The organism is Rheinheimera lutimaris, assembly GCF_013283795.1.
GTDB classification, from domain to species: domain Bacteria; phylum Pseudomonadota; class Gammaproteobacteria; order Enterobacterales; family Alteromonadaceae; genus Alishewanella; species Alishewanella lutimaris.
In genome coordinates, this window is the sequence record NZ_JABSOD010000002.1 from 130,918 (window position 1) to 156,544 (window position 25,627).

At 51.3% G+C, this 25,627-nt stretch carries 28 protein-coding genes; 17 read left to right on the top strand and 11 right to left on the bottom strand.

Annotated elements, in window-relative coordinates; genetic code table 11:
• Nucleotides 1-57 precede the first annotated feature (57 nt).
• From HRH59_RS02225 to HRH59_RS02240, 4 genes are all read right to left on the bottom strand, one after another.
• Nucleotides 58-495: a DUF3429 domain-containing protein gene (locus tag HRH59_RS02225; RefSeq protein WP_173499639.1), complete on the bottom strand. Its 438-nt coding sequence runs from the start codon at nucleotides 493-495 to the stop codon at nucleotides 58-60.
• Complete coding sequence (locus HRH59_RS02230; protein ID WP_173499640.1) at nucleotides 492-839, bottom strand: hypothetical protein; 348 nt, start codon at nucleotides 837-839, stop codon at nucleotides 492-494. Before HRH59_RS02230 ends, HRH59_RS02225 begins: the two co-directional genes overlap by 4 nt.
• An 11-nt stretch (nucleotides 840-850) precedes the next feature.
• The gene (locus HRH59_RS02235; protein WP_173499641.1) at nucleotides 851-1,195 is read right to left on the bottom strand and encodes a thiol-disulfide oxidoreductase DCC family protein; all 345 of its coding nucleotides are present in this window, start codon (nucleotides 1,193-1,195) and stop codon (nucleotides 851-853) included.
• A gap of 101 nt (nucleotides 1,196-1,296) precedes the next feature.
• Nucleotides 1,297-3,135, bottom strand: a complete 1,839-nt coding sequence (locus HRH59_RS02240; protein ID WP_173499642.1) for a M1 family metallopeptidase — start codon at nucleotides 3,133-3,135, stop codon at nucleotides 1,297-1,299.
• Between the two features lie 130 nt (nucleotides 3,136-3,265).
• Between HRH59_RS02240 and HRH59_RS02245 the strand changes: the two genes are divergently transcribed.
• The 3 genes from HRH59_RS02245 to HRH59_RS02255 all read left to right on the top strand — a co-directional run bounded on the left by HRH59_RS02245 (nucleotide 3,266) and on the right by HRH59_RS02255 (nucleotide 7,053).
• A complete protein-coding gene (locus HRH59_RS02245; RefSeq protein WP_173499643.1) occupies nucleotides 3,266-3,994 on the top strand; it encodes an SIMPL domain-containing protein in 729 nt (242 codons plus the stop codon).
• 87 nt (nucleotides 3,995-4,081) lie between these two features.
• A complete protein-coding gene (locus HRH59_RS02250) occupies nucleotides 4,082-5,755 on the top strand; it encodes a M28 family metallopeptidase (RefSeq protein WP_173499644.1) in 1,674 nt (557 codons plus the stop codon).
• A 47-nt stretch (nucleotides 5,756-5,802) separates the two neighbouring features.
• On the top strand, nucleotides 5,803-7,053 hold the full coding sequence (locus HRH59_RS02255; RefSeq protein WP_173499645.1) for a DUF2254 domain-containing protein: 1,251 nt from the start codon (nucleotides 5,803-5,805) through the stop codon (nucleotides 7,051-7,053).
• Nucleotides 7,054-7,061: 8 nt separating this feature from the next.
• On the opposite strand, the gene HRH59_RS02260 is transcribed toward HRH59_RS02255, so the two are convergent.
• Complete coding sequence (locus HRH59_RS02260) at nucleotides 7,062-7,610, bottom strand: TetR/AcrR family transcriptional regulator (protein WP_173499646.1); 549 nt, start codon at nucleotides 7,608-7,610, stop codon at nucleotides 7,062-7,064.
• Nucleotides 7,611-7,728: 118 nt separating this feature from the next.
• Here HRH59_RS02260 and HRH59_RS02265 point away from each other — a divergent pair, with 118 nt between their 5' ends.
• On the top strand, nucleotides 7,729-8,208 hold the full coding sequence (locus tag HRH59_RS02265) for a DUF4199 domain-containing protein (protein ID WP_173499647.1): 480 nt from the start codon (nucleotides 7,729-7,731) through the stop codon (nucleotides 8,206-8,208).
• Nucleotides 8,209-8,362: 154 nt separating this feature from the next.
• On the top strand, nucleotides 8,363-9,238 hold the full coding sequence (locus HRH59_RS02270; protein ID WP_173499648.1) for a DMT family transporter: 876 nt from the start codon (nucleotides 8,363-8,365) through the stop codon (nucleotides 9,236-9,238).
• A 10-nt stretch (nucleotides 9,239-9,248) separates the two neighbouring features.
• On the opposite strand, the gene HRH59_RS02275 is transcribed toward HRH59_RS02270, so the two are convergent.
• Nucleotides 9,249-9,551 carry a type II toxin-antitoxin system RelE/ParE family toxin gene (locus HRH59_RS02275; protein WP_173499649.1) on the bottom strand — a complete coding sequence of 101 codons (303 nt, stop codon included), beginning with the start codon at nucleotides 9,549-9,551 and terminating at the stop codon, nucleotides 9,249-9,251.
• Nucleotides 9,532-9,795 (bottom strand): type II toxin-antitoxin system ParD family antitoxin, encoded by a 264-nt coding sequence (locus HRH59_RS02280; protein ID WP_173499650.1) that lies wholly within the window; start codon nucleotides 9,793-9,795, stop codon nucleotides 9,532-9,534. Before HRH59_RS02280 ends, HRH59_RS02275 begins: the two co-directional genes overlap by 20 nt.
• Nucleotides 9,796-10,027: 232 nt before the next feature.
• Between HRH59_RS02280 and HRH59_RS02285 the strand changes: the two genes are divergently transcribed.
• Nucleotides 10,028-10,453, top strand: coding sequence for a CBS domain-containing protein (locus HRH59_RS02285; protein WP_173499651.1), 426 nt, complete (start codon nucleotides 10,028-10,030; stop codon nucleotides 10,451-10,453).
• Nucleotides 10,454-10,596: 143 nt separating this feature from the next.
• Here the strand turns inward: HRH59_RS02285 and HRH59_RS02290 are convergent, their stop codons facing one another.
• From HRH59_RS02290 to soxR, 3 genes are all read right to left on the bottom strand, one after another.
• Nucleotides 10,597-11,682, bottom strand: a complete 1,086-nt coding sequence (locus HRH59_RS02290; protein WP_173499652.1) for a fatty acid desaturase family protein — start codon at nucleotides 11,680-11,682, stop codon at nucleotides 10,597-10,599.
• Between the two features lie 11 nt (nucleotides 11,683-11,693).
• A complete protein-coding gene (locus HRH59_RS02295; RefSeq protein ID WP_173499653.1) occupies nucleotides 11,694-12,791 on the bottom strand; it encodes a flavin reductase family protein in 1,098 nt (365 codons plus the stop codon).
• Between the two features lie 192 nt (nucleotides 12,792-12,983).
• Nucleotides 12,984-13,427, bottom strand: a complete 444-nt coding sequence (gene soxR, locus HRH59_RS02300; RefSeq protein ID WP_173499654.1) for a redox-sensitive transcriptional activator SoxR — start codon at nucleotides 13,425-13,427, stop codon at nucleotides 12,984-12,986.
• 104 nt (nucleotides 13,428-13,531) lie between these two features.
• Between soxR and HRH59_RS02305 the strand changes: the two genes are divergently transcribed.
• From HRH59_RS02305 to HRH59_RS02330, 6 genes are all read left to right on the top strand, one after another.
• Nucleotides 13,532-13,972 carry a VOC family protein gene (locus HRH59_RS02305; RefSeq protein ID WP_173499655.1) on the top strand — a complete coding sequence of 147 codons (441 nt, stop codon included), beginning with the start codon at nucleotides 13,532-13,534 and terminating at the stop codon, nucleotides 13,970-13,972.
• Nucleotides 13,969-14,520, top strand: coding sequence for an NADPH-dependent FMN reductase (locus HRH59_RS02310; RefSeq protein ID WP_173499656.1), 552 nt, complete (start codon nucleotides 13,969-13,971; stop codon nucleotides 14,518-14,520). Before HRH59_RS02305 ends, HRH59_RS02310 begins: the two co-directional genes overlap by 4 nt.
• Before the next feature lie 22 nt (nucleotides 14,521-14,542).
• Nucleotides 14,543-14,923: a VOC family protein gene (locus HRH59_RS02315; protein ID WP_173499657.1), complete on the top strand. Its 381-nt coding sequence runs from the start codon at nucleotides 14,543-14,545 to the stop codon at nucleotides 14,921-14,923.
• 69 nt (nucleotides 14,924-14,992) lie between these two features.
• Nucleotides 14,993-15,442 carry a GNAT family N-acetyltransferase gene (locus HRH59_RS02320; protein WP_173499658.1) on the top strand — a complete coding sequence of 150 codons (450 nt, stop codon included), beginning with the start codon at nucleotides 14,993-14,995 and terminating at the stop codon, nucleotides 15,440-15,442.
• A gap of 143 nt (nucleotides 15,443-15,585) precedes the next feature.
• A complete protein-coding gene (locus HRH59_RS02325; protein ID WP_173499659.1) occupies nucleotides 15,586-15,921 on the top strand; it encodes a hypothetical protein in 336 nt (111 codons plus the stop codon).
• Nucleotides 15,922-16,021: 100 nt separating this feature from the next.
• A complete protein-coding gene (locus HRH59_RS02330) occupies nucleotides 16,022-16,744 on the top strand; it encodes a DUF4261 domain-containing protein (RefSeq protein ID WP_173499660.1) in 723 nt (240 codons plus the stop codon).
• Between the two features lie 71 nt (nucleotides 16,745-16,815).
• On the opposite strand, the gene HRH59_RS02335 is transcribed toward HRH59_RS02330, so the two are convergent.
• Nucleotides 16,816-20,070 carry a S41 family peptidase gene (locus tag HRH59_RS02335; protein WP_173499661.1) on the bottom strand — a complete coding sequence of 1,085 codons (3,255 nt, stop codon included), beginning with the start codon at nucleotides 20,068-20,070 and terminating at the stop codon, nucleotides 16,816-16,818.
• A gap of 155 nt (nucleotides 20,071-20,225) precedes the next feature.
• Here HRH59_RS02335 and HRH59_RS02340 point away from each other — a divergent pair, with 155 nt between their 5' ends.
• The 5 genes from HRH59_RS02340 (at nucleotide 20,226) to HRH59_RS02360 (ending at nucleotide 25,622) form a co-directional block, all read left to right on the top strand.
• Nucleotides 20,226-20,906 carry a tellurite resistance TerB family protein gene (locus tag HRH59_RS02340; RefSeq protein ID WP_173499662.1) on the top strand — a complete coding sequence of 227 codons (681 nt, stop codon included), beginning with the start codon at nucleotides 20,226-20,228 and terminating at the stop codon, nucleotides 20,904-20,906.
• Between the two features lie 134 nt (nucleotides 20,907-21,040).
• Entirely contained in the window at nucleotides 21,041-21,358 is a 318-nt protein-coding gene (locus HRH59_RS02345) for a hypothetical protein (RefSeq protein WP_173499663.1), read from the top strand.
• A 90-nt stretch (nucleotides 21,359-21,448) separates the two neighbouring features.
• Nucleotides 21,449-23,302, top strand: a complete 1,854-nt coding sequence (gene secD / locus HRH59_RS02350) for a protein translocase subunit SecD (protein ID WP_173499664.1) — start codon at nucleotides 21,449-21,451, stop codon at nucleotides 23,300-23,302.
• A gap of 10 nt (nucleotides 23,303-23,312) precedes the next feature.
• Entirely contained in the window at nucleotides 23,313-24,254 is a 942-nt protein-coding gene (gene secF / locus HRH59_RS02355; protein ID WP_173499665.1) for a protein translocase subunit SecF, read from the top strand.
• A 102-nt stretch (nucleotides 24,255-24,356) separates the two neighbouring features.
• Nucleotides 24,357-25,622: an Nramp family divalent metal transporter gene (locus HRH59_RS02360; protein WP_173499666.1), complete on the top strand. Its 1,266-nt coding sequence runs from the start codon at nucleotides 24,357-24,359 to the stop codon at nucleotides 25,620-25,622.
• Nucleotides 25,623-25,627: the final 5 nt, after the last annotated feature.

Genomic DNA, 25,627 nt, shown 5'->3' on the forward strand with positions numbered 1-25,627 from the left:
TAGTGTAATAAACTCAAATGGTTATGCGGGTGTGACATATTGTCGCAGCAAGCTGGGTTAGCCTGCTGCCATTACCAGGTAATATAGCAGCAGATGGCTGATACAAACCACCAATGTCAGATGGTTACGCAGGGCACGGTATTGGGCGGAGTATTGCTGATTTAATCCGCTGCGGTACTCTGCTGTGCGCACCAACACAAACAAGCAGGCCTGGGTCGCTAAGAAATAATCGTCAGCAAACAGCAGCGCAATGATGCTGAGTACCGGAAAGGTTACGGCAAGCAGTGCCAGCCGGCTTATTTTGGCGGCAGTTGCGCTGTTGCTGTGCAACACCGGCCACAGTACGCCGGCCATAAAGCCCAATATCAATGCGCTGTATAGCTGATACAGCTGGATAATATCGGCGCTGCTCAGCCAGAGTTGCCGGCTGTAAAGCAGCGGCAGAACGATAAAGGGGAGCAGGCCGGCATAGCCAAGGCGGTTTATCAGTGTCATTCCGGTGTCTCCGATAGCAGTGCCAGGCGCTCTGGCTCGGTTAATATGCCTACCAACACTGTGCGCCGGCGCAGTTTGCACATGCGTTCGCCGTTATCCAGCAGCGCGCTGAGAAACAGCTCGGGTTGGTCAATACAATCTAAAATACTGTTCCAGTGAATATAACCGCTGTGTTTTAACTGGCCAGCCTGATAACGGCGCTCCAGCGTTTGGCGTATGTCAGTTATACGCCAGGGCTCGGCCAGCAGTTTACCGGCCATAGCGCGGTGCAGGTGCAATATGTGTTTATCGGTGGCAGTGGCAGCTTTGCTGACACTGCGCCGGCGTATCGCAGAGCGTGACATAGTGCGTTATCTTAAATGGCGCAGTCGTTGTTTGAGCAGTTACTGCGTTTGGTCGCCCAATAAGCATAGGCTTTTTTTGCCAGCCAATAACAGGGCGCTAAACGCAACAACCTCACCAGCCAGTTGTGCCCGGCCAGCTGCCAATAGTGCAGGGTAGCGTCGATACCAATTAAAAAATGATCATCCTGCCACAGGTGAATTTGCTGCATCATGGCAGTTTTACTTACGCCGGCAAAGCCGGTAAAGCCATCTTTGCTGATATCCACCAGCTCAAGATGTGGCTTCAGTTTAGGCCCCAGCCAGTTTATCTCGCGCCGGCATAAGGCACAGCTGCCGTCAAAAAACAGTTTTTGCATTACGCACTCATAAAAAAAGCCCACTGCCAGCCATTACGCTGCCAATGAGCTTTAGATCAGTGTGCTTTAGATTAGTGCGCTGTAGATCAGGCCGGGTTAAATTACTTTAACAGCTCATCTACTGTACCCTGCGCCAGCGGGTGATAACCGGGGCGGGCTTTTTCATACACCGCACGGGCAAACGCCAGACCCTCAGGCGTGCTGGCCAGTTGTTTATACAACGGAATAATCAGCTTGCGCCGGCCGATATTAACCAGATATTGCTCTAATGGCGCGGCAATATCCTGATAACCGGTTTTCAGTGCCAGCAAATACCAGGCGTGGGCAATTTCGCTGTTGGTTGACAGGGTTAAATTAAAGCTGCTGTCCAGTTCAGCCAGTTGCTCCGGCGTGATAGAAAGCGGCAGGTTATTAATAAAATACAGCCATTCGTGCACTGTCCAGCTGTCGGTAGGCAGGGCGCTGAGGTCGCTGTTACCGGCCAGCCAGTTGTTGGCATGTTGCTGTACCTGGTTAAACGCGTCGGATTGCGGATCCGGCGCAGTGGCCGGTAAGCCCGGCTGATAAATCCAGGTTTTCGCTTCATCCAATGACACAACCCCGGGGTACTTTTGCAATAAGTTGGCCGTTAAGTACTTAACAAAGCTTTCGGTATCAATGCTTTGAAAGGCATGGTCATCAAAGTATTGCCGTACGAACGGGTCAAACTTATCGCGGCCGAATTTTTGCTCCAGAAACATTAAAAACAGCTGGCCCTTGGTGTAGGGCACGCCGCTGAAAGCGTCGTCCGGATCACGGCCGTGTAAGTCGATATGTAAAATGCTGTCGTTGGCCGGTAATTCAGTCAGTTCATCTTTTAAGCCCTGCACCGATAAAGCTTGTTCCATCACGGCACGGTCAACGCCGAATACCTGCTCCATAATGCGGTTTTCGACATAGGAGGTAAAACCTTCATTCAGCCATAGATCGCGCCAGCTGGCGTTGGTGACCAGGTTGCCTGACCAGGAGTGTGCCAGCTCATGGGCAATTAAGCTTACAAGGCTGCCGTCACCCGCCACTACGGTGGGGGTAATAAAGCTCAGCACCGGGTTTTCCATACCACCAAACGGGAAACTGGGCGGCAACATCAGTAAATCATAACGGCCCCAGCGGTAGTCGCCGTACAGCTGTTCAGTGGCGTCAATCATCGCCTGAGTGCTGGCAAATTCTTCCGCCGAGGCATTAAGAATATAAGGCTCGGCATAGACACCGGTTTGCTCACTCATGGCTTTAAACTGTAAATCGCCGGCTGCGATGGCAATTAAATAGGCCGGAATAGCCTGTGGCATCACAAATTGGTAATCGCCGTCGCGGCTCATGCCAGGTTCATTATTGGCGCTCATAATAGCCAGAACATCATCGCGGCTTTGAATGCGCGCGCTGTAGGTCATGCGTACGGCCGGGGTATCCTGAATCGGGATCCAGCTGCGGGCATGAATAGCCTGGTTTTGGCTAAACATAAAGGGCGTGGTTTTACCGGCGGTTTGTTCGGGCGTTAACCACTGCAGGCCGGAGGCTTTGTCGGTAGAGCTGTAGTAAATACGCAGTGTTTGCGCCTGAAACGCCGGGCTTACCGTGAGTTTACTGCCCAGCACGGCATCGCGCTCAGCTAAGGTAAAGGGCACTTTTTGCCAGTTGCCGTCGGCCCTTTTGGCGTAAATGCGGTCTATAACCAGATCGCGGGTGTCCAGATACACAGTGTTATCTGTGTTGTTTAGCCAGTTAAGCTGCAAATCGGCAAAGCCGGTTAAGGCTTTTTGCTCAAAGTTAACCGCTAAGTCCAGGTGCAGGTGCTTTACTGTTACCGCATCAAAATTGGCATAGCTGTAAGCATCGGTTGCAGCCAAAACATTAGTGCTGCACAGCAGCGCAGCACCCAGGGTAAGCAAACGTACAGACATGGTGGTTCCTTAAAATCAACAGATGGCTGAGTGTAAAGGCAAACTCCGGCTAAATACAACTCTACAAATAGTAACAACTTAACGCGCTAAGCTTTGCTGTAATGCTTATTAAACACAACACGAGGTTTATATGAAACTAACCACACTTACTACTGCTGTGCTGTTAACCTTTAGCGGCATTGCCCAGGCCAGCCCGCTGCCGGATTTCCCGTTTATTACTGTTACCGGTGAAGCCAAACTGGATGTTGCACCGGACAAAGCCCGTATTCAGTTTGTTATCCGCCACACCGCGGCCAAAGCGGATGCGGCCACAGAGGCGGTGTACAAACAGGGGCGTGATCTAATGCAATTTCTGGCGACGCAGGGTGTGACTGAAGCCAACATTGACGCCGCCCAGGTGAATAAAGAAGCACTGTACAAAGACTACAACGACAGAACCATTACCGGCTATGAAGCCAGCCAACCCATCAGCGTAACGCTGGAGCAGCTGGGTAACTACGTGGCGGTGATGGATTATCTGTTTAAGCAGCCGCAGATTTTTTCTATTCAGGGCAGTTTCGACAGCAGCCAACGCGAACAGCACGAGCTTAAGCTAAGCGAGCAGGCCGGTGCCGATGCCCGCCGCCGTGCTAATCATCTGGCTGCTGCTCAGGGTGTAAAAATCAGCAGTGTGTTTGCCATCAGCGAAACCGCAGGCTGGGGCAGTTTAGCCGGTGATTTTGGCTTTAGCGGCGCTGCTGTAAGCTATGGCGCACTGCGTAAAAGTGCCGAAATGGCCGACAGCAGCGGTAACCTGGTGTTGCCACGACATATTACGCTGCAAAAATCGGTGAATGTGATCTACAAAATCAAGCCTTGATCCAGGCTATCTGTCTCAATGCTGTCGTGTCTGCGGCGTCAATAGGCTAAGGTAAGTGTTTATCTCAGCTGTATTTAAGGAAGCCTGATGACACTTCAGTTCAGCCCTTTGCTGGTCGCCGCGGTTGGCGCCAGCTTGTTAGTGGCGTCGTGTTCAAAACAGAATACGCCGCCACCCTCAGCGCAAGAGCAAGCGTTGTTACAAACCGGTTTTAACGCTAATTTTGCCGGCTACTTTGAGACAATTGCCTCAGATGATATGCAAGGCCGGGCTCCGGCAACTAAAGGTGAAGAAAACACCGTACAGTATCTGGAACAACAGTTCGCCCGCATTGGTTTAACGCCCTACAGCGGTGACAGTTATCGCCAGAGCGTACCGGTGGTGCAGATAGATCCGGTTAAAGTATCGGCATTAACCCTAACTGATAACAGCGGCGCCAACACTACACTGACCTATAAAACCGATATGATGGCCTGGTCTACCCGTATGCTGGGGCAAATTGATGTCGCCGACAGCGACGTGGTGTTTGTTGGCTATGGCATAGTGGCACCGGAATATAACTGGAATGACTACGCCGGGTTAGATGTAACAGGCAAAACCGTGGTAATACTGGTAAACGACCCGGGTTATGCCACGCAAGACCCACAGCTGTTTACCGGCAACGCCATGACATACTACGGCCGCTGGACGTACAAATACGAAGAAGCCGCTCGCCAGGGCGCCGCTATGGCGCTGATAGTGCACGAAACCGACGCTGCCAGCTATGGCTGGAATGTAGTGGCAGGCACTTCGCCCATTCGGTTTGAGTTGGCTAACGACAACAAAAACCTGCATAAAACTGAAGTGGAAGGTTGGTTGTCGCTGGATGCGGCAGAAAAGCTGTTTGCTGCCAATGGCACCTCGTTAAAACAGCTGCGTGAGCAGGCTCTCAGCAAAGATTTTAAGCCGGTACCACTTAACGCTAAAGCCAGTTTAAGCATTAGCAATAATTTGCGTGAGCTTAACTCCAGCAATGTTATTGGTTATATCCAAGGCAGCGAAAAGCCCGACGAAGCCATTATTTATATGGCGCATTGGGATCATTTCGGCCTGGACTTCAGCCGTCCGGACGACAAAGTCTTTAACGGAGCCCAGGACAATGCCGGCGGCGTTGCTGCTTTACTGGCTCTGGCTGAACAGTTTAAAGCCGGCCCGGCGCCGAAACGCTCAGTGGCCTTTTTAGCGGTAACGGTAGAAGAACGTGGCCTGTTGGGCTCGGCGTGGTATGCGAATAACCCGTTATTTGCATTAAACAAAACCGTGGCCGGTATTAATATGGACGTGATTAACGTGTACGGCCCAATGCGTGATGTGATGGTGTTTGGCTATGGCAGCTCAGAGCTCGAGCCGATACTGGAGAAGTATGCCAAAGCGCAAAACCGTTATACCGCACCGGAGCCGACACCACAGGATGGTTTTTACTACCGCTCAGATCATTTTAATCTGGCGAAAAAAGGCGTACCTATGCTGTATGCCCGTGGCGGGGTAGACAGCTTTATTCACGGTAAAGACTGGGGCCTGGAGCAGCGACGCATTTATGTACGCGACTACTACCACAAAGTAAATGACGAGTTTGACCCCGGCTGGGACTTGCGCGGTGCGCAGCAGGATTTACATCTGTACTACCAGGTAGGGCATGAGTTGGCTAACAGCGACAGTTGGCCAAACTGGTATCAGGGTAAGGAGTTCCGCGCCGTGCGTGATGCATCTGTACAGCAGTAACAGTGCTGTGGTCGGGGCGGAGTTTAATTAAGATAAAGGACGCGACTATGGTATCTAAATGGGGCTGGCAGTTGCTGCAGCTAAGCCGTAAGTTATGGCTGCGCACTGTGGCTTTTGCTGTGTTAGCGTTGTTTTCGGCTGTGCTGGCAGTAATGCTGCAGGGCGTGATCCCCGATGCCTTAGCCGATATTATCGGTGCCGGTGCGGCAGAGAAAATCCTTACCATTCTTGCCTCCAGCATGCTTACCGTTACCACTTTTTCGCTTAGTGTCATGGTGGCGGCATACAGCGCTTCAACCAACAATGTGTCACCGCGCGCCACGCGTTTATTAATGGAAGACAGCACTACGCAAAATGCGCTGGCAACCTTTGTCGGCTCGTTTTTATTCAGTATCGTCAGCATTATTTTGTTAAACACCGAACTGTATAACAAGCGCGGCGAAGTGGTGTTGTTTCTTACCACTATTTTGGTAGTGGCGTTAATAGTGGTAATGATACTGGTATGGATAAATCACCTGTCCGGGCTGGGCCGCGTCGGCGAAACTGCGAATAAAGTAGAAGATGAAGCCTACGCTGCCTTAACACGGCACAATGCTCACCCCTGGTTGGATGCGCGGCCGCTGCAAGATTATGATGATATCCCGCCGCAAGCAAAACCGTTGTTAACCAATACCATTGGCTATCTGCAACATATTGATATTAAGGCTATTAACCAGTGGGCAGCGGCCAATAACTGCTGTGCCTATATCAGCGTGCGGCCCGGTGTGTTTATTGAGCCCCGCCGGCCACTGTTGTGGTTGCACCCGGCACCGGATGGCAGCAGCGACACGTTGACCGAAGCATTTTGTATCCGCGATTACCGCACTTTTGACCAGGACCCGCGCTTTGGCTTGTTGGTATTGGCCGAAATTGCCTCTAAGGCACTGTCGCCGGCGATTAACGATCCCGGCACTGCTATTGAGATTCTTGGTCGCGGCATGCGGGTATTAACTAACTGGCAACCCACTGCAGCTGAGCAGGCAGAGGTGAAGTACCCGCAGGTATTGGTATTGTCTTTACCGCTGGCAGAATTGTTTGACGACTTTTACACCCCGATAGCACGTGATAGTGCGGCTATGCTGGAAGTACAAATCCGGTTACAAAAAAACCTGCTGGCGCTGGCTGAGCTTAGCGGCGAATTTCGCCCGCATGCGCTGCGCCATTCTGCAGCTGCGCTGGCCCGTGCTGAACATGCTATGGCTTACAGCGAAGATATTAAAATATTAACCGCGCTGCATCAGCAATTACGTGACGGCTAGCACCGCCATCAGCGCCACAGGCCAAAGATATCGGCGCACTGTAATTTGCGCTGCAGTAATCTGAGGCTGCGCTGCTGCGCAGGCGACCGGTCTTTCAGCCAGTAAACAAATACCACAACAAACAGGCTGCTGAGCGCCAGCTCCTGGCCAATACGTGCCACGCCACTGGCCGTTAAACCGGCTGCTTCACGCAGCCACTGCACGGTGCGGCTAATGCGCAAAATACCGCCAAACTGTAAATGAATATGGCCAGGCTCCAGCTTATACAGCAGCATCTGGCTGCTAAGCTTATGGTAGGGAGCAAGCGCTGCCAGCCAGTGTTGTATTGCCTGCTGTAGCCGCGTCGCAGCGGGTAGCTCTTTACTTATTTGCGCGCTAAGCAGCGCCATATCAGCACGGTCAAACCAGGCGTCAACTAACTCATCTTTGGTGCGAAAATGGCAGTAAATATCCGCCAGGCTGATCTGCATGGCAGCGGCCAGCTGTTGTAAGGTTAATTGCTCCCAACCGGTTTTGCTTGCCAGTTGCAGTGCGGTATCGAGAATTTGCTGTTGCATGGGGGCTACCTTTATCTGCTGCAGAGATTAAGTATAGGTATCTCAGCGCAAACGGCTGGTAAAGCGATGTAAAAGCGCTATAGTTTTGCCGTGTCTAAGCTATCAAGAACAATAAGTTATGCAAAAATATCTGACAGAAATACGCTGGGGCGTTATTTTCACCGCTGTGATGTTGCTGTGGATGTGGGCCGAGCAGTTGGTTGGCCTGCACGGCCGGTATATTGCAGAGCATGCTACCTACACTAATTTATTCGCCATACCGGCAATACTGGTTTACGTATTGGCGCTCAGGCAGAAAAAGTCGGGTGATTACAACGGCAGTATGAGCTGGAAGCAGGGCATGCAAGCGGGGCTTATTATCACCTTAGTGGTGGTGCTGCTAAGCCCCGGCGCGCAGTGGCTGACCCATAACGTTATTACGCCGGATTATTTCGCGAATGTGCAGGCTTACGCCGTCGCGCAAGGCATGATGAGCGCAGAGCGGGCCGCAGAGTATTTCAGCTTAAATAACTATATGCTGCAAAGCGTTATCGGCGCCGCCATTATGGGCGTACTCACCTCGGTTATCGTGGCGTTTTTTCTGCGCAGTAAAGAGTAAGGCAATTGGCAGATTGATCGGTGGTCTGAATATGTGTCAGTTTTAACCCATCGCTTGTTGCCTGCTCAGTGGCGCAAAATTGTGTTGAGCTACTGCCGTTTTACGCTCACAGGGCGCTACAATAGCGCCCTGTCCAATTCGCTGGTTTTGTTTAATGTCTGCTCCTGCTTTATCTAACGTCGATAACCCGCTGCGCGGTATTTTGTGCATGATTTTGGCTGTGGCGCTGTTTGCGGCTATGGACGCAGCGATGAAGTCGCTAACACCTTATTACAGCGCGATGCAAATTGCTTGTTTACGCGGCGCTTTAGCCTGGCCTTTGGTGGTGCTGTGGCTTATCAGCAGTGGCCGGCATAAAAGCTTACTTAAAACCCGCTGGAGCCTGCATTTTCTGAGGGCAGTGCTTGGCGTAATCATGTTATGGGCTTTTGTCTATAGCCTGCAAAGCCTTGCGCTGGCCGAGGCATACACCATTTTCTTTACTGCACCACTGTTAATTACCGCCATGTCGGCGTTCTGGCTGAAAGAATATGTCGCGCCGCGGCATTGGGTCGCCATTGCTATCGGCCTTATCAGCGTGCTGTTTATGCTAAAACCCGATGGTGACAAGCTGATTAGCTTTGGCGCCTTAATGGCGCTGTTAGCAGCATTTTGTTATGCGGTATCGGCGATAACGGTGCGCATTTTGGGCCGTACCGAGGGCACCGGCAATATGGTGTTTTGGTTGATGACCTTGCTGGCGCTGGGCGCTGGGGTGTTAGCACTACCAGACTGGCAACCACTGCGCAGCGAGCTGTGGCTCAGCTTTGTGCTGATTGGTGTTACCGGCTTTGGCGGCCAAATAGCCATTACGCAGGCGTTTAAAGTGGCGCCCTCTGCTGTGGTGGCACCGTTTGAATATATGGCACTGCTGTGGGGTATTGGCTTTGATATTGTGCTGTGGCAGCTGTACCCGGCTTTTAGCACGCTGGCCGGTGCGGCAGTAATTATGCTCAGTGGCCTGTATTTGGTATTACAGCACAGAAGCTAACCGCAACCTGCTAGTTAATGTCTTCCGTCAGTGCAGTGTGTAAATTCTGGGCTCGTAGAATACGAACGATCAGCACGTCTGCGTTGTCCTGTCGGTAATAAATGGCATGAGCGCCGAACACGCTGCGGCGATACCCCGGTCGGATGCTGTCGACAGCCTGATATAGATGGGGCGTATCGGCAATGTCCTGAAAACGTGCTTTCATACCCGCAGCATAGGCTTCAGCTTGCTTAAGCCCGAAATTTTGCACCCCATAGATATAGATGTCGAAAAAATCCCGATCTGCGCTATGGCTAAGCCGGTATCGTGCCATCAGCTTTAAGCCTTTCTCTTGCAGATTGCAAAATATCATCAGCAGAACGTGGGCTTACGCCGCTTTGCTCACCTTCAATCAGTGCTGCGCGTAATGCATCCAGCTGCGCGTTACGCGCTTGATCGCGGCGGATTAAATCACGGAAATATTCACTGTCATTGGTGAAATCGCCGGCGGCAATACGGGTTTTTACCCATTCGCCTTGCTGTTCGGTCAAGGTAATTGTTTTTCGGATAGCAGCCATAATGTATTTTCCTCACCAATAGTCATACTACTGGTGCAGTATAGCTTATGTTATATGCTGCTGCTTATCTTCCTGCGTTTGTCAAATGCAGCGTTTTTTACAACAGTAGCAACATGCTGTCTGCTAACCCTAATATCATGGTGCTGACCAAAGCGCTGGCAATAGCGTTAAAAAACGCTATAGTCATGCCATTAACAGTGAAGTAATACAATGGCTTAGCCAATGGTGATTTATGCTGAATGTCGCGCAGTTAATGACGCTGAAACCGGTAAGTGTATCGCCCGATGATAGCCTGGCGGTGGTAAAGCAGATTTTTGATCATGTAAAGTTTCACCATGTGCTGGTGGTGGAAAACGGCATTTTACTGGGCGTATTATCTGACCGCGATTTGTTTAAAGCCCTTAGCCCGCATATCGGCACTGCAGCTGAAACGCCGCGGGATTTGGCGACGTTAAATAAAAAAGTGCACCAGGTTATGCGGCGCAAGCCAGTAACGCTGCAACCGCAGGCTAAGGTAATGGATGCCATTCATCTGTTTAACAGCGAAGGGGTATCTTGCATTCCGGTGGTAGACAGCAACAACCGGCCGCAAGGTATTATCAGCTGGCGCGATATTATCCGCGCTCTGGACCGCACCGATAAGCGTACTGAGCCGTAACTGCTTGTTGGTGTTAGCCAGACTCTTGTGAGGGAACCAATTTGCTCTAAGCTAACCGTTGAAGCCCCGGACGGGCTGAGACGAGCCCCCATGGATGGGTTTACGGCGTGTTAGCGTGAGTAAACTGGTTTCCGATACGCGAACTACAGCGCTTTTACGGCCTTTGCGCCACCCGGTAGTGAATAACGCATAATGCGGCCAAATACCGTGCTGTATTGTTTTACAAAGCTGCCGGTATTGTATGGAATGCCGTATTTAGCGGCGATGGCGTGCACCTGTTTGGCCATTGCAGGGTAGTGCCGCGCCGGGATATCCGGATACAGGTGGTGCTCTATCTGGCAGCTTAAATGGCCGGTTAAAATATGCAGCCAGGTTGGGCCGGTAAAATTAGACGAGCCCAGCATTTGCCGGTAGTACCACTGGCCACGGCTTTCGCCCTCGCATTCTTTAGCATCAAAGGCATACACCTCTTTGGTAAAGTGGCCGCAAAATATCACCGTTGATGTCCACAAATTGCGGATTAAATTTGCCAGCAAGTTACCGCACAGTACCCACAACCACATTGGCCCGGCGATAAGCGGAAAAAATACATAGTCTTTAACCAATTGGCGGGCACCCTTGCCAAAGAATGCTTTTTTCAGTTCACTGTCGCTAACCTGAGTGTGGCGATCGGCCTTCTTTTTACCGGCAAAAACGCGCTGCGCGGCCAGTTCGTGATACGACACGCCCCATTGGAATAACATGCTTAGCAACAAGTAAGTACCGCCTTGCCACAGGTTACGCAGCCGCCAGCGAAAATCGTTACTTAAACGCAGCAGGCCGTAACCAAAGTCGCGGTCTTTACCTATGATATTGGTGTAAGTGTGGTGCTCAAAATTATGCGTGCGCTGCCAGGAGCCGGCATCACAAGCAATATCCCATTCGTAGCGTTTCGAATGCAGCACCGGGTCATTCATCCAGTCGTATTGACCATGCAGTACATTGTGGCCGATTTCCATATTGTCGAGAATTTTTGCCAGTGCCAGCAGCAATACGCCTGCCAGCCAAAGCCAGGGGGTAATAAAGCCCAGCACCATTAATACCCGCCCGCTCAGGGCGCTTAAACGTTGCACCAGCAATACGCGGCGGATATAACGCGCATCGGCGTCGCCCAGTTGCTGTTGCACCTGCTGTTTTACGCTGTCGAGCTCGTGCTCAAGTGCGTTAAATTGTTCAGTGGAAAGTTTCATCAATAATCCTGTTACAGCTTAATCACTAATTCGGTTACCGGTTGGCTGACACACAGCTGAATTTGCTCGGCGCCATGGCCGCTTAAAGCACCGCTACGGATATCACGCACCTGGCCGGACACTTTGTCGCAGACACATTGAAAACACACGCCCATACGGCAGCCAAATCGCGGCGCAAGATTATGTTGTTCGGCACTTTGCAGCAGGCTGTATTGGCTGTTCAGCATTACCGCTGTGCTGATACCGGCGCGGATAAAATTAGCGCTTAGCAGCAGATTGTTGGTGCTGCTTAAGTCGGTTGTGGCCGCGGGCAGGGCTAAACCAAATTGCTCTTGCTTAATATGCTCTGCCGGCACGCCATGCCGGCTTAGCGTATTGCGCAGCTGCTGCATAAATGTTTGCGGGCCGCAGAGGTAAAACTGTTTATTGTTGAGATCGGCGCAAAGTTGTTGTTGCAGCATTTCTGCAGGCTCAGTAAGGCTATCCGACAGCAGCAGGGTAAACAGCGGCTGCTTATCAGCCAACTGCTTTAGCTCTTTGAGTAAGGCAGCGTTTTCTGTGCCGCGTACCCGGTAATGCAGGGTTGCCGGCGCTAACCAGTGGCGCTGGCTTAACAGCATAGCGGCAATGGGCGTAATACCGGAGCCGGCAGCGACAAATACCGAGGGCGCAGCAGGTTGTTGCCAGTAAAAGTCACCCTGCGCCTGGCTGATATTTACCACAGCACCGTTTTGCAGCTGGTTTAGCAGCGGGGTAAATTCGCCCGGGCTGTTGATTTTGCAGCACAGTTGAATGCGCTGCCGGCTTTGCCACAGGCTAAGCGCTGAGCAAATGCTGAACGGCCGGCTGATATAGCGGCCATTATGATAAAGGGTTAACAGCAGATGCTGGCCAGGCACAAAGCCCGGCCAACGGCCGGATACCTGAAAAGTCAGCTGCAGCATATCAGCCGTTTGCCACTGCTTCGCCACTAAATGGGCCCGGTATTGGCCCGGCACAAAGCCCGGCCAAAAGCGCTGCAGCAGTGGCAGAAAATATAAGGTTAAAGAAGGCTGGTTGCCCAGCATTAAACAAAAACTACGCCAGAGGCGGGCAAAAAGTGACTTCACTACAGCTTCACACGTTCAGTTAATTTCAGCGTACAGTTGTACACTAAAATATCTGGTTTGGCCAGTTTGTTTGTTGTTTGACTGTATTGCTTGCTAGTATGTAATTGAATATAAATAAGTTAATTATTGGTCATTATTTGCTTGTTTCAGGTTTTTCAGTGAACATATGTACTTTTTAGATTGTGCCTGTCGCTACTCAGCCTGTTCGAGAATAACCGGCCCGGTACCTTCGGCGCCCAGCACATCGTCCGGGTTATACAGCGGGCATTTGCTCATGCTCAGACAGCCGCAGCCAATACAGCCGGTGAGGTAGTCGCGCAGTTTTTGCAGATAAGCTATGCGGGCATCGAGCATTTTTTGCCAGTTGCCGGATAACAGTTGCCAGTCTTCTACGGTAGGGGTTCGGCTGTCGGGCAGGGATAAAAACGCTTGTTTTACTTCTTCCAGGCTAATGCCGACCTTTTGCGCCGCTTTAATCACCGAAATACGCCGCAGCACCTCCGGCTTGTAGCGGCGCTGGTTGCCGTCATTACGCCAACTTTTAATCAGGCCCTTTTGCTCGTAAAAGTGCAGTGTACTTACCTTCACGCCGCAGCGCTTTGCTACGCGCCCGACACTCCAGGTTGCATCAGTCATCTCAAGCCCCTTCATTTTTCTGCCATTTTTTTCAAAAAAACACTTTACCTTAACTTAGGTTAAGGTTTTAACCTGCCGGTCGACTTAATGCAAGGAGACAACCTATGTACTTAGAACACGTTAATTTGGTGGTGGCTGATATCGACGCCATGCTGCATTTTTACGGCGCTGCTTTTCCGCACTGGCGCATTCGCGACGAGGGTAGGGGTGAATGGTATGGCAAGCCACGCAAATGGCTGCACTTTGGTGACGATTATCATTATCTGGCACTGAGCGACCACGGCGAGGGCGACAACCGCGATTTAGCCGGCCACAGCGTTGGTCTGGCGCACTTTGCCTATGTGACCAATAACCTGGCGGCGGTTATCGCTAGACTTAATACTGCCGGCTATGCCATTGCCAAACCCGGCGCCGACGATCCTTATCGTAAAAATATCTATTTTGTTGATCCGGCCGGGTTTGAAGTGGAGTTTGTTGAGTATTTAAGTGATATCCCGGCCGAGCGTAATTTCAACCAGGACAAAGCGCGTAAGGAGGTAGTATGAAAATTCTTGCTTTTGCCGCCAGTAATAATCCGCAGTCTATTAATCAGCAACTGGCGTTAAGTGTGGCCAGGTTGCTGCCGCAGGCGCAGGTGGTAAGTTTAAATATCGATGATTACGAGCTGCCGATATACAGCGGGCAGCGTGAGGCTGAGCTTGGTACACCGGCAAAGGTAACTGCTTTTTTGCAGCAGATAGCCGCAGCTGACGGCCTGATAGTGTCTTTTGCCGAACATAACGGCACTTTTACGGCGGCGTTTAAAAACTTGTATGACTGGGCCTCACGCAGCCAACGGCATATTTTTCAGCACAAGCCGGCACTGTTTCTCTCAGCCGCGCCCGGCGCCGGCGGCGCGCAAAGTGTGCTGCAAGCCGCGGTAAAAGCCGCCCCCTATATGGGCGCAAAGCTGGTAAGCAGCTTATCAGTAGCGAATTTTCCGCAAGTGTTTGACCAGCAATACCAGCAGATAAAAGACAGCACGCTGTTTTTGCAGTTGCAACACGCGGCACTGACACTGCAGCAGCACATAATGCAAAGCAAAGCCGCTTAACCGCGGCTGCAAAGGAGTTTTGATGGAACTTAACCAGGTAACTCTTCCGGTAAAAAGCATGTCAGAAGCCACAGCGTTTTATCTTCAACTGGGTTTTACTCAAATCGTAGATACACCCCACTATGCAAGATTCTCTTGTCCGGTTGGTAGTTCAACTTTTTCGCTTGCGTTGGAGCAGGGAGAATTTAAAAATGGTGCGGTAGTGTACTTTGAAAGCCAAAGGCTGGATGCACTTGTCGAAGAGTTAATAGCTAAAGGCTTTGTATTCGACCAACAACCAACTGAGCAACGTTATTTGTGGAAAGAAGCCATTCTGCGAGATCCTTCCGGAAATAAAATTAAGCTTTACCGGGCAGGTGAAAACAGGCTTTATCCACCCTGGAGGGTTAAGATACAAGCATAGAAATTCAAGTGGTTTGCTGTCGTCGGCTGTGACGGTAATTACAGGTACATGTTTATTACAAGGCTTTATATGATAGTTCGCCAGGCTGAGCCTAAAGATGCTGACAGTATTGCAAAATTATACGCCCAGTTAGTAAATAATCCGGCGGTAGAGGTGGAGCAAGAACAGCTCCTTGCACTTTCCACTGATGAACGAACAATGCTTTATGTTTGTGAGCACAAAGGCAACGTTGTGGGCAGTGCTCTGCTTTCACTGTGTCCCGATGTTATGTTTCGCAAACAGCCATTTGCTGTGGTAGAAAATGTCATCGTTGACAGTACAGCCCGGGGACTGGGTATTGGTGCTGCTATGTTCAGAGAAATTGAACGTTTTTGCTTAAAAACTCACTGCTCCAAAATCATGCTGCTGAGCTCTTCACAACGTTTAGAGTCGCATATGTTTTTTGAGAAACAGGGTTTTAAAGGCTCAGTTAAACGTGGTTTTGTTAAATATAGCTCCGCATTCTTCAGCGAGGATTAAAATACTAAAAAGTGCAATACCGGGGGGCGGCCCGGTGAGCTATATAAGCTTGATATGCATGCAGCTATCACAATAGACTGAAATCAGTTTTGCAACTTACGTGTTTAGATCTTTTGAACCAACAGATAAGTGTCATATAGGTTATGAAATTCCACGATAAATACTTAGAGTTACGAGACGAGCTTTGGATGGTTTTTGAGGCCCTTGTAAGAACAGGAGCAGCGTTTCCTGAACTGTTAGGTGTCTCATATCCCCGAGGAATCAATCCTTCATGGCTTAATGTTGATACAGAAGGTAACTCTTGGTTTTATGCCACCGCGCTTGAAAAGAATCCGGATTATGTTCTTCATAAAGGTGAGGATCTTGTTGTAGGCGCTAACAAATTGATTTTTATTGATAATAATAGACATCGCCATGAAATTGAGCCTGACATTCTGGATTTGTATTGGCTAAGCGAGTTATTAGATAACGCTAACTAAAGTTAGCAATGTGCGTCATTCGGGGCTTTGGGAGGCTTTGCGATGTTCACAAATTCGTGTGCTTTCGCACAGCGTTGATTTTTTGAATTGAGATATGAGCATGTCAGACATAGAAATTGAAATCGTTTTGTGTGTACCCGGACCATGGGCAGACAGGAGTGCACTCGTGGAGAGCATTGTCAAAGATAGTGGTGGTTATATCTTTGCAGGTAGGGTCTTGATGCATTTGGAAACAAAACAATGTTTTGAATTGGAGTTTGAAGGCCGGGATGAAAGAATGTTGCCGGCTTTTGAGGCTGCAGGCGCTCATTGGAAAAATAGTCCGGAAATGAGCCTGATTTCCGCCCATAAATCTGTTTGTTATCTGATATCCAAGGGTGGTTCAATTGAGTCTGCACACTCAATAATGCATGCAGCAAATGCATTACTTAATGCTGGCGGATTTGGAGTTAAAGTTGAAAGTTCTGGCTTGGCGCACCCTCCGGAAGATTGGCGTGAGCAGTGTAAATACAATTATCTGTTCAAAAGCCACTCGTCATATGTTGTCTACATAACCTCAGAAAGTACTTATTCCTGCGGCATGCATAATTTCGGCTTACCAGACGCAATCGTAGAAAGGAATGAAGCTGAAAATCCAACTGAGCTATTGAGGGTATTTACGCACTATTTATTGTCCGAATCGCCTGAAATAAAAGAAGGTCAGACTTTCTCGGCAGAATCAGATTCTCCTGTATACCGGATTAAAGCACACCCAGCGATTAATTACGGAGAAAACTCTTTGTTTAACAATCCTTTTGGTATGTGGCAACTTCAAGCATGTTAGTGACGAGAATCCGGAATACTTGCCAAAAAAAACCGCTGCAGGGCAGCGGTTTTTGCGTTACTTACGGCAGATTATAAACCCAGCTTAGTCGGCATGGCCGGAGCTTTACTGTGATCTTGTGGAGGGTTGGCTTTCAGCTCATTCAGCGTGTGCGCTATGGCACGCTCTAACTGCACATCAATGCCTTTATTCACCGCTATCGGATCCAGTTCTACCTCGATATCCGGCGCTACGCCTTCGTTTTCTACCCGCCATTCACCATCCGGGGTGTAAAAGCGGAAAAACGGCACTACGTGGAAACCACCGTCTATCATATTCGGGTTAGCCGAAATACCAATTAAGCCACCCCAGGTACGGGTGCCGATGGTTTTACCCAATTCCAACCGTTTGAACGCCCACGGCAGGAAGTCACCGCCTGAACCGGCGTCTTGATCAATAAGCATGGTTTTCGGGCCGTAAATACCGCCGCCCGGGGTGGTAAAGACTAAGCCATCACGGTCTTTCCAGCCGGATAAAAACGGCCGGCCGAGAATTTCGGTAATGTAGTTTGCCGCCTGACCACCGCCGTTTTTGCGCTCGTCCAGAATAACGGCCGGCTTGTCGGTTTGCGCGAAGAACATGCGGTTAAAGAAGTAAAAGCCACCGTCTGCAGTATTAGGCAGATACACATAAGCCACTTTGCCGTCGGTTTTTTCTGCCACCAATTGGCGGTTTTGCTCTACCCAGTGCCATAAGCGCAGTTGACTATCGTTAGCTACCGGCTCTATGGTGATATTGCGCCGGTTTAAGCCTTTGGCATTGTCGGCAATACTCAGCACCACTTGTTTGCCCAGAGTATTGTCGAGCAAGGCAAACACGTTATCGTTGGCGCTAAGCTCGCGGCCGTTTACCGCCAGCAGGTAGTCACCGGCTTTGGCAGCAGCACCCGGTACGTTTAACGGCGCCTTTAAGAACGGGCTCCAGCGGTCGCCCTGATACACTGTTTTAAACTGGTATTTGCCGTTGTTGATGGTAAAATCGGCACCTAACAGACCGACCTTACTGCTGCCTTCCTGGTGCACATCACCACCGCCAATGCGGTTGTGGCCGACCTGTAGCTCGGCAATCATCTCTACCAACACGTCGTTTAAGTCTTCACGGCGCTGCACGTGCTTAAGCATGGGCTGGTATTTGTCGTAAATAGCCTGCCAGTCAATGCCGTGCATTTTGGCATCGTAAAAATACTCTTTTTGCATCCGCCAGGCGTCATTAAAGATTTGCTGCCACTCCTGCGCCGGGTCTACAAAGCTGCGTACCTGGGCCAGGCTAACGGCTTTGGCATCCGGTTTGGCTTTGGCATCACCTACCTGCAGGCTGTCAGGCGCACTTACCAGCAGCAGCTTTTTACCGTCGTTGCTGAGGTTGTAACCGGCCAGGCTGTCTTTAACCAATTCAGCTTTTCTCTCTTCAAAGTCAAAGCGGTATAAGCTGCCATCGTTGTCACTACGCTGTGCCGGTGGCTCGTTACTGCTGCCGGGCTGGGTGCGTTCAACATAAAACAGTGCGCCATCATCGGCCACACTTAAACTGTCGTAGTTACGCTCGGCAAGTGGCAGCGCAATAATGCGGTTTTGCAGCCAGGCAAGGTCGATTTTCACAGCTTTTACTGCTGGCTTGTCGTCATCTTTATCTTTTTTCGCTGCTTTTTCGTCAACTTTTTTCAGTGGTTCATCACCGGTTTTCGGCAGTAACGGCGATTTGCCATCGCTGGCCAGTACATAAGCATAAATGGCTTTACGCACCGGCCGCTCGCGGGTGGATAAATCCAGCCCTACCTGCGACGGGCCGGTATTTACCGAGGCGGTAAAGTACAGATAGTCCTGCGTAAACACCGGGTCGTCAGCGTGGCTCAGGCCATCGGTAATTTGGTTGGCTTTATTCGTATTAAAGTCAAATAACTTAATTTGGCTGAAGTAGTTAGCCGCAGATACGGTGTAGGCTAAATACCGGCTGTCGGGCGAGAACGACACTTTAAAGCCATCGCGCCGCGCGGACGTATCCAGCTTTTGGCTGCGTTTGGTTTTAAGGTTAAACACATACAGATTTAAATGGTTGTCGTGATAAGCAATAAGGTTGCCATCGGGCGAAAAGCTCAGCAGATTAAAATAACCTGTGTCTGATAAGGCAAAGGTTTCAGCAGTGCTTAAGCCATCCTGGCTTTCCAGCACCAGTTGGTGCTTATTGCCGGCGTCAGAAATATAGGCCACTTTGCTGCCGTCGGGGCTCCACAGACCGTCAAATTCGCGCACGCCGCTGCTTTGTGTCAGGTTGCGTGTGCTGCCGTCTTTTACCGGTACGGTAAAGATATCACCGCGGGCACTAACCACCACCCGCTGGCCGGTTGCCGACAGGCGTGCTGCTGTCAGTGTTTTGCCGGCATCTTTCCACTGTGGCCGTTGCTGTGGCGATTGGCTGTTAATGTCGACACGCACAGGTGTACTTTGGCCGCTGGCCACATCAAAGCGGTGCAAATAGCCGCCGGCTTCGTACACTATGCTGTTGCCGTGGCCGGCTGCGCTGCGCAGGTCCCAATCGGTGCTGTTGGTTAACTGTGTGACTTGTTTATCGGCGTAACGGAACAGGTTTACTGCTTTGTTATCGCGGTCGGATAGGAAATACACCGTATCGCCGAGCCAAAACGGGTTAAATTCATTGGCGTTCGGGTGGGGGATTTTTTCCAGCTGTTGTTTTTCCAGGTCGATGATCCATACCGGCGGCGTGCTGCCGCCACGGTGTAAACGCCAACCACTGGCACCACTATAGGCCATATTATTGGGGCGGTAAGCCAGTTTTTTACCGTCGCTGCTTAAATCACCTTCAAAGGCCACCGCTTGCATTAATTTATCCGGGTAGCCACCGGTCACACTGATTTTATATAACTGATTGCTGCGGCTGTTGGCGATTTCGCGGTTAGAGGCAAAAATGACGCTTTTACCATCCGGGCTCCAGCCGTTTACCGTGTCTGCACCCGGGTGAAAGGTCAGCCTGTTGGCCGCGCCGCCGCTAACCGGCATAACGTAGACGTCGGTATTGTTATCATATGCCGCCGAGAAGGCAATCCAGTTGCCGTCGGGGGAGAATTTCGGGGCAAATTCGCTGGCCGCGTGGCTGGTAAGTTGGCGCGGGTTTTTGCCATCTTTATCGCTAAGCCAGATATCGCCGCCGTAAACAAAAGTAAGATGATCTGCTGAAATATCCGGCTGACGCAGCAAACGGGTGCCGTCAGCGGCAAAGGCAGAGCCGCTGGCCAGCGCGCAAAGCAGCGCAATATAACGTGGTTTAAACATGAGAATTCCTTGTTGTTCTGGTTCTGAATCGACAACAAGTAAAGCACAGTGTGTGCTGATGGCAAAACATCAGGTTGTAACAGTTGATGTCAAAACGGAATTTTTTGCGGCATCAACGGTCAGAGCAATCAATATAAATACTCAGGGGCAAGATTATGAATACCAAAGGGTTACTGGACCAGCTGTTTCAGCAGGGCTCGCAGTTACTGTCGGGCAACAGCGGTAGTGGTCAAAGCAGCGGTAGTGGTTTGGGTGGCTTGTTATCCGGTAAAACCGGCGCGGCCTTAGGCGGTGGGGCTCTGGGTTTACTGCTGGGCAGTAAAAAAGGCCGTAAAATGGGCGGTAAAATTTTAACTTATGGTGGTCTGGCGGCACTGGGTGTAGTGGCATATAAAGCGTACAGTAATTATCAGCAACAACAGGGCGCCAAAGTGTCACAGGCTGAGCCGCAAACCATTGACCGGTTACCGGCGCCACAAGCTGAACAGCACAGCCATGCTATTTTGCGCGCCATTATCGGTGCTGCCAAAGCCGATGGTCATATTGATGATCGTGAGCGCGAGCTGATTGACAACGAAATTGCCCGCTTAACCAGCGATGGCCAGTTGCAGCGCTGGTTTGACACTGAGCTGAAAAAACCGCTGGACCCGGCAGAAATAGCCCAAAGTGCTACAACGCACGAAATGGCGGCGGAAATGTACCTGGCCAGCGTGCTGGTAGTGGATGAAGAAAATTTTATGGAACGCAGCTATTTAGCTGAGCTGGCACGCCAGTTAAAGCTGGAGCCGGCATTAAAAGCTGAGCTGGAGCAGCAAGCCAGGCAAGCGGCAGCTTAACAGCGCTGTGGCAAAGCCCGGCAACTAAATGACTATTTTTTTGGCGACGACTTGTGCTGTAACGCATTAGCGCCCATTATGCCGTTACGCCGCCTTGCTTTGCATAGCGCGTGTAAAGGTAGCAATGAGGTGTTATGCGTTGGCTGAGTAGTGTCGCCATACTGTTTTATCTGAGTTTATTGTGTACGCCGCAAGCCTTTGCCGTGCACGATGTACGCTTATCACCACTGGCTGACAGCCAACTTTATGCTATAGCACCAGCGCTGCCGCAACATCTGCTAAATACTGAAGCAGAGACTGATGATACGCCCCCCGCAGCGTTGTTACCTGCGCCGCTGGCTTTGGCGCAATACCACAGTGTCACCGTGGCCGCTACGGCAAAGCTGCAGCTGGCCAGCCACTTTCTTGTTAACCTTCAGGCGCGCGCGCCGCCATCTTTTTCTTCACGTTAAACATTAACGCTGCAGCGGCTTAGCCTGCTGTGTTTTTGCTTACCCGGTATGGCACTGCTGCACCGGCCAAAGCGATGTGAAGGAACAACCATGTTAAATAAAAACCCGTTATGGCGCTATATTCTGGTGTCAGGCTTACTGCTGCTGGCATTGCTGTATGCCTTGCCAAACTTATACCCGGAAGATCCTGCCTTGAATATCAGTGCCAGAGGCGGCGCTGTGGTCACAGAGCAGCAACGCGCTGTGCTTGAACAACAGTTTGATCACGCCGGTATAGCGGCAAAATCAATGCTGCTGACAAACGGCCGTTTGCTGGTGCGTTTTAACAGTACTGAACAGCAACTGCAGGCGCATGACATTGCCAACAAGCAGTTGGGCGATGGCTATATCACTGCGCTGAACCTGGCACCGGCTACGCCGGATTGGCTAAGCGCTATTGGCGCTACGCCGATGAAGCTGGGGTTGGATCTACGCGGTGGTGTGCATTTTTTACTGGCGGTGGATATTAACGCTGCGCTGGACAAAACCCTCAATGATCTGGTGCCAACGCTGCGCAGCCAATTACGTGATGCGGGCATCCGTTATCGCAGCATTGAAGCCGATACTGCCGCAGGCCGGGTGCAGCTTGTGCTGCGCACTGCAGACGATGTCGTCACCGCAAAAGCGCTGATAGCGAAACAGGACCTTGGCTTACTGCTTACGCAAGGGCGTGATGACCTGAGTTTACAACTTAGCCTGACTGAGCAGCGGGTAAAGGACATTCGCGATTATGCGCTGGAGCAAAATATCAGCATTATCCGCAACCGTATTAATGATATTGGTGTGGCTGAACCTTTGGTGCAGCGCCAGGGCGCAGATCGCATTGTGGTGCAGCTACCCGGCGTGCAAGACACGGCGCAGGCAAAAGAAATTCTGGGTGCTACCGCGTCGCTGGAGTTTCGCCTGGTCGATACCGACGGCGATATGGCCGCTGCCCTGGCCGGCAGAGTGCCGCCCGGCTCTGCGCTGTTTTACAGCCGGGATGGCCGGCCGTTATTACTGGAGCAACGCATTATGCTGACCGGCGACCATATCAGTAATGCCGCCGCCGGTTATGACGAATACAGCCGGCCGCAGGTGCTGATTAAGCTCGATGCCAAAGGCGGCGCTATGTTGTCGCAAGCCAGTAAAGATGCAGTGGGCCGGCGCATGGCATCGGTATTTACCGAGTACACTCCCGGCAGCGAGGTGGGGGCAGATGGCAACCGTATTTTAGTCAAGCGTCAGGAGGTGATTAACGATGCCACTATTACCACGCGCTTGGGACACGACTTTGCTATTACCGGTATCAGTACCCCGGCAGAAACGCAAAATTTGGCCACGTTATTACGGGCCGGGGCGCTGATAGCGCCGGTGCAAATCATAGAGGAGCGCAGTATAGGCCCAAGCCTGGGGCAGGAAAATATCGAGCTGGGGCTGACTGCTATTGGCTGGGGCATGGCGGCGGTACTGCTGTTTATGGCGTTGTATTACAAAGCTTTCGGCATGGTGGCTAACCTTGCGCTGGTCGCCAACCTGGTGCTGATGGTCGGGGTAATGTCGATGATCCCGGGCGCGACGTTAACCCTGCCCGGTATGGCCGGTATCGTGCTGACAGTGGGCATGGCAGTGGATGCCAATGTGCTTATTTTTGAGCGTATTCGGGAGGAGCTTGCAGAGGGGCGCTCTGTACAACAAGCCATACATCTGGGCTACGACCGTGCCTTTGCTACCATCGCTGACTCGAACATTACCACCTTGTTGGTGGCGTTGGTGTTGTTTGGTATCGGTACCGGACCGGTAAAAGGCTTTGCCGTCACACTGGGAATAGGCATTTTGACGTCAATTTTTACCGCTGTGGTGGGGACACGTTTAATGGTTAATTTAATTTGGGGTGGCCGCCGTTTGCAGTCACTGCCGGTTTAAGGAGCACGCTATGCAAGTATTTTCTTTTAGCCGGCCACTGAATTTTATGCGGTTAAAATGGCCGGCGGTAGTGTTATCCGGCCTGTTGCTGCTGGGCTCAGTGCTGTCTTTTAGTTTCAACGGTATTAACTGGGGGCTGGACTTTACCGGTGGCACCGTAATTGAAGCCGGGTTTGCCCAACCGGCAGATTTAGTTGCGGTAAGGCAAACGCTGGACAGCGCCGGTTATGGCGATGCGGTGGTGCAATTATTCGGCAGCAGCCGTGATGTATTGATTCGCATACCGCTGCGAGCTGATGTTGCGCAGGCAGTGGTGGGCGATAGTGTATTGCAGGCATTGAATGCACAACAAACTGAGCCGGTCAGCATGCGCCGCGTCGAGTTTGTCGGCCCCAGTGTCGGCGAAGAGTTAAAACAAGACGGTGGCATGGCCATGTTAGTCGCGTTGATCGGCATTTTACTGTACGTGGCGATGCGCTTTGAGTGGCGTTTATCCGTCGGGGCGGTGGTAGCACTGGCACACGACGTTATTCTTACGCTGGGGCTGTTTTCTGTGTTGCAGCTCGAGTTTGATCTAACCGTACTGGCGGCCATTTTGGCGCTGATAGGCTATTCCATTAATGACACTATAGTGGTGTTTGACCGCATTCGTGAGAGTTTTCGCAAGCTACGTGATGCCGGTGCAGCAGAGGTGATTAACACCGCCATTACCTCAACACTTAACCGCACCGTAATCACCTCGCTGACCACAGTGTTGGTGTTAATAGTGCTGTTTTATCTGGGGGGCGCACTCATTCACGGCTTTGCCACAGCATTGCTGTTTGGTATTGCAGTGGGGACTTACTCGTCCATTTATGTGGCCAGCGCGATTGCAGAAATTCTTGGCATCAGCAGGGAAGATATGTTGCCACCGCCGCCGGTAGAGCAGGAAGAGCAGGATATCCGGGCTTAACCTTATCTCTGGTGCGCGGTTAACAGGGATGTTGTGCACAGTTGACCCGGTGGCGCTGCCTTGTGCTAAGGTAGCGCCATGCTTTCCGGTTAACTATTTAATATGACAATAAAAACCTCACGTTTTGGCCCTGCAACCTTAGTCACTGCGGCATTTATTGGCCCCGGCACCGTTATTACCGCCTCGCTGGCCGGCGCCAACTATGGTTATGCGCTGGTTTGGGCGCTGCTGTTCTCGGTATTTGCTACCATGGTGCTGCAGGAAATGGCGGCCAGGCTGGGTATTGTTACCGGCCGCGGGCTGGGCGAGAACCTGCGGGAGTTGTTACAGCATCCGCTGCTGCGCTGGCCGCTATTGCTGTTGGTTATTGCTGCTATTGTTGTGGGTAACAGCGCCTATCAGGGCGGCAATATAAGCGGCGCGGCGCTGGGCGCTGACGCCCTGTTTGGTGATATCGGCCTGATTAAAAGTTGGCATAATGCTGGCGGCATTAACCTGTGGGCGCTGTTGTTGGGCTTTATTGCCGCTATGGTGCTGTGGTTTGGTCAGTATAAGCTGATTGAGCGTTGCCTGATTGTGTTGGTGCTGCTGATGAGCCTGGCCTTTATCGGCACTATGCTGCTGACACAGCCGGATATACCGGCGCTGCTCAAAGGTGCATTTTGGCCGCTTATTCCGCCGGGCGCCGTGCTAAGCGTAGTGGCACTGATAGGCACTACGGTAGTACCGTATTCGTTATTTCTGCACGCGGCGGCTGCGGCGCAAAAGTGGTCGCAGTCGCAAACAGCTACCCAAACGACGACGCAGCTGGCACTGCGTGCTTCGGCGCGCGACATTGCTGTGGCAATACCATTGGGCAGCTTAATCTCTATTGCCATAGTGTCCACTGCTGCCGCGGCGTTTTTTGGCCGCGAGCAAACCTTAGAAAACGTAGCGCAATTGGCGCAGGCGCTGACGCCGTTATTCGGTAATGCGGCCACCTGGTGTCTGGCGCTGGGGCTGCTGGCAGCAGGGTTATCATCGGCTATTACTGCACCATTGGCAGCCGCTTATGCGCTGACCGGCATTTTAGGTAAACCACTGGATTTAAAACAACCGCTGTTCCGGCTTACCTGGCTGGTTATTATCGTTTGTGGCGTAACGCTGGCGTCAATAGGTGTGAGGCCGCTGAAGGTTATTTGGTTTGCCCAGGTCGCTAATGGCATTTTACTGCCGCTGATTTGTCTGTGTTTATTGCTGGCGATGAATTACAGCCTGCCGGCGCCGTATAAAAACAGCCGCTGGCAAAATGTACTTGGGGTAGTGGTGTTACTGGTTAGCCTGATTTTAAGCGGCCGCAGTTTAGCGCTGGCATTTGCTTTGTTATAGCCGCA

Coding starts and splice junctions, on each gene's coding strand:
- HRH59_RS02230 (WP_173499640.1), bottom strand. CDS start 839: ATGTCACGCTCTGCGATACGCCGGCGCAGTGTCAGCAAAGCTGCCACT.
- HRH59_RS02265 (WP_173499647.1), top strand. CDS start 7,729: ATGCAAAAATATCTGACAGAAATACGCTGGGGCGTTATTTTCACCGCT.
- secD (WP_173499664.1), top strand. CDS start 21,449: ATGTTAAATAAAAACCCGTTATGGCGCTATATTCTGGTGTCAGGCTTA.
- HRH59_RS02260 (WP_173499646.1), bottom strand. CDS start 7,610: ATGCAACAGCAAATTCTCGATACCGCACTGCAACTGGCAAGCAAAACC.
- HRH59_RS02275 (WP_173499649.1), bottom strand. CDS start 9,551: ATGGCACGATACCGGCTTAGCCATAGCGCAGATCGGGATTTTTTCGAC.
- soxR (WP_173499654.1), bottom strand. CDS start 13,427: ATGACTGATGCAACCTGGAGTGTCGGGCGCGTAGCAAAGCGCTGCGGC.
- HRH59_RS02225 (WP_173499639.1), bottom strand. CDS start 495: ATGACACTGATAAACCGCCTTGGCTATGCCGGCCTGCTCCCCTTTATC.
- HRH59_RS02330 (WP_173499660.1), top strand. CDS start 16,022: ATGTCAGACATAGAAATTGAAATCGTTTTGTGTGTACCCGGACCATGG.
- HRH59_RS02270 (WP_173499648.1), top strand. CDS start 8,363: ATGTCTGCTCCTGCTTTATCTAACGTCGATAACCCGCTGCGCGGTATT.
- HRH59_RS02345 (WP_173499663.1), top strand. CDS start 21,041: ATGCGTTGGCTGAGTAGTGTCGCCATACTGTTTTATCTGAGTTTATTG.
- HRH59_RS02305 (WP_173499655.1), top strand. CDS start 13,532: ATGTACTTAGAACACGTTAATTTGGTGGTGGCTGATATCGACGCCATG.
- HRH59_RS02245 (WP_173499643.1), top strand. CDS start 3,266: ATGAAACTAACCACACTTACTACTGCTGTGCTGTTAACCTTTAGCGGC.
- HRH59_RS02235 (WP_173499641.1), bottom strand. CDS start 1,195: ATGCAAAAACTGTTTTTTGACGGCAGCTGTGCCTTATGCCGGCGCGAG.
- HRH59_RS02360 (WP_173499666.1), top strand. CDS start 24,357: ATGACAATAAAAACCTCACGTTTTGGCCCTGCAACCTTAGTCACTGCG.
- HRH59_RS02240 (WP_173499642.1), bottom strand. CDS start 3,135: ATGTCTGTACGTTTGCTTACCCTGGGTGCTGCGCTGCTGTGCAGCACT.
- HRH59_RS02255 (WP_173499645.1), top strand. CDS start 5,803: ATGGTATCTAAATGGGGCTGGCAGTTGCTGCAGCTAAGCCGTAAGTTA.
- HRH59_RS02315 (WP_173499657.1), top strand. CDS start 14,543: ATGGAACTTAACCAGGTAACTCTTCCGGTAAAAAGCATGTCAGAAGCC.
- HRH59_RS02310 (WP_173499656.1), top strand. CDS start 13,969: ATGAAAATTCTTGCTTTTGCCGCCAGTAATAATCCGCAGTCTATTAAT.
- HRH59_RS02280 (WP_173499650.1), bottom strand. CDS start 9,795: ATGGCTGCTATCCGAAAAACAATTACCTTGACCGAACAGCAAGGCGAA.
- HRH59_RS02335 (WP_173499661.1), bottom strand. CDS start 20,070: ATGTTTAAACCACGTTATATTGCGCTGCTTTGCGCGCTGGCCAGCGGC.
- HRH59_RS02340 (WP_173499662.1), top strand. CDS start 20,226: ATGAATACCAAAGGGTTACTGGACCAGCTGTTTCAGCAGGGCTCGCAG.
- secF (WP_173499665.1), top strand. CDS start 23,313: ATGCAAGTATTTTCTTTTAGCCGGCCACTGAATTTTATGCGGTTAAAA.
- HRH59_RS02320 (WP_173499658.1), top strand. CDS start 14,993: ATGATAGTTCGCCAGGCTGAGCCTAAAGATGCTGACAGTATTGCAAAA.
- HRH59_RS02250 (WP_173499644.1), top strand. CDS start 4,082: ATGACACTTCAGTTCAGCCCTTTGCTGGTCGCCGCGGTTGGCGCCAGC.
- HRH59_RS02285 (WP_173499651.1), top strand. CDS start 10,028: ATGCTGAATGTCGCGCAGTTAATGACGCTGAAACCGGTAAGTGTATCG.
- HRH59_RS02325 (WP_173499659.1), top strand. CDS start 15,586: ATGAAATTCCACGATAAATACTTAGAGTTACGAGACGAGCTTTGGATG.
- HRH59_RS02290 (WP_173499652.1), bottom strand. CDS start 11,682: ATGAAACTTTCCACTGAACAATTTAACGCACTTGAGCACGAGCTCGAC.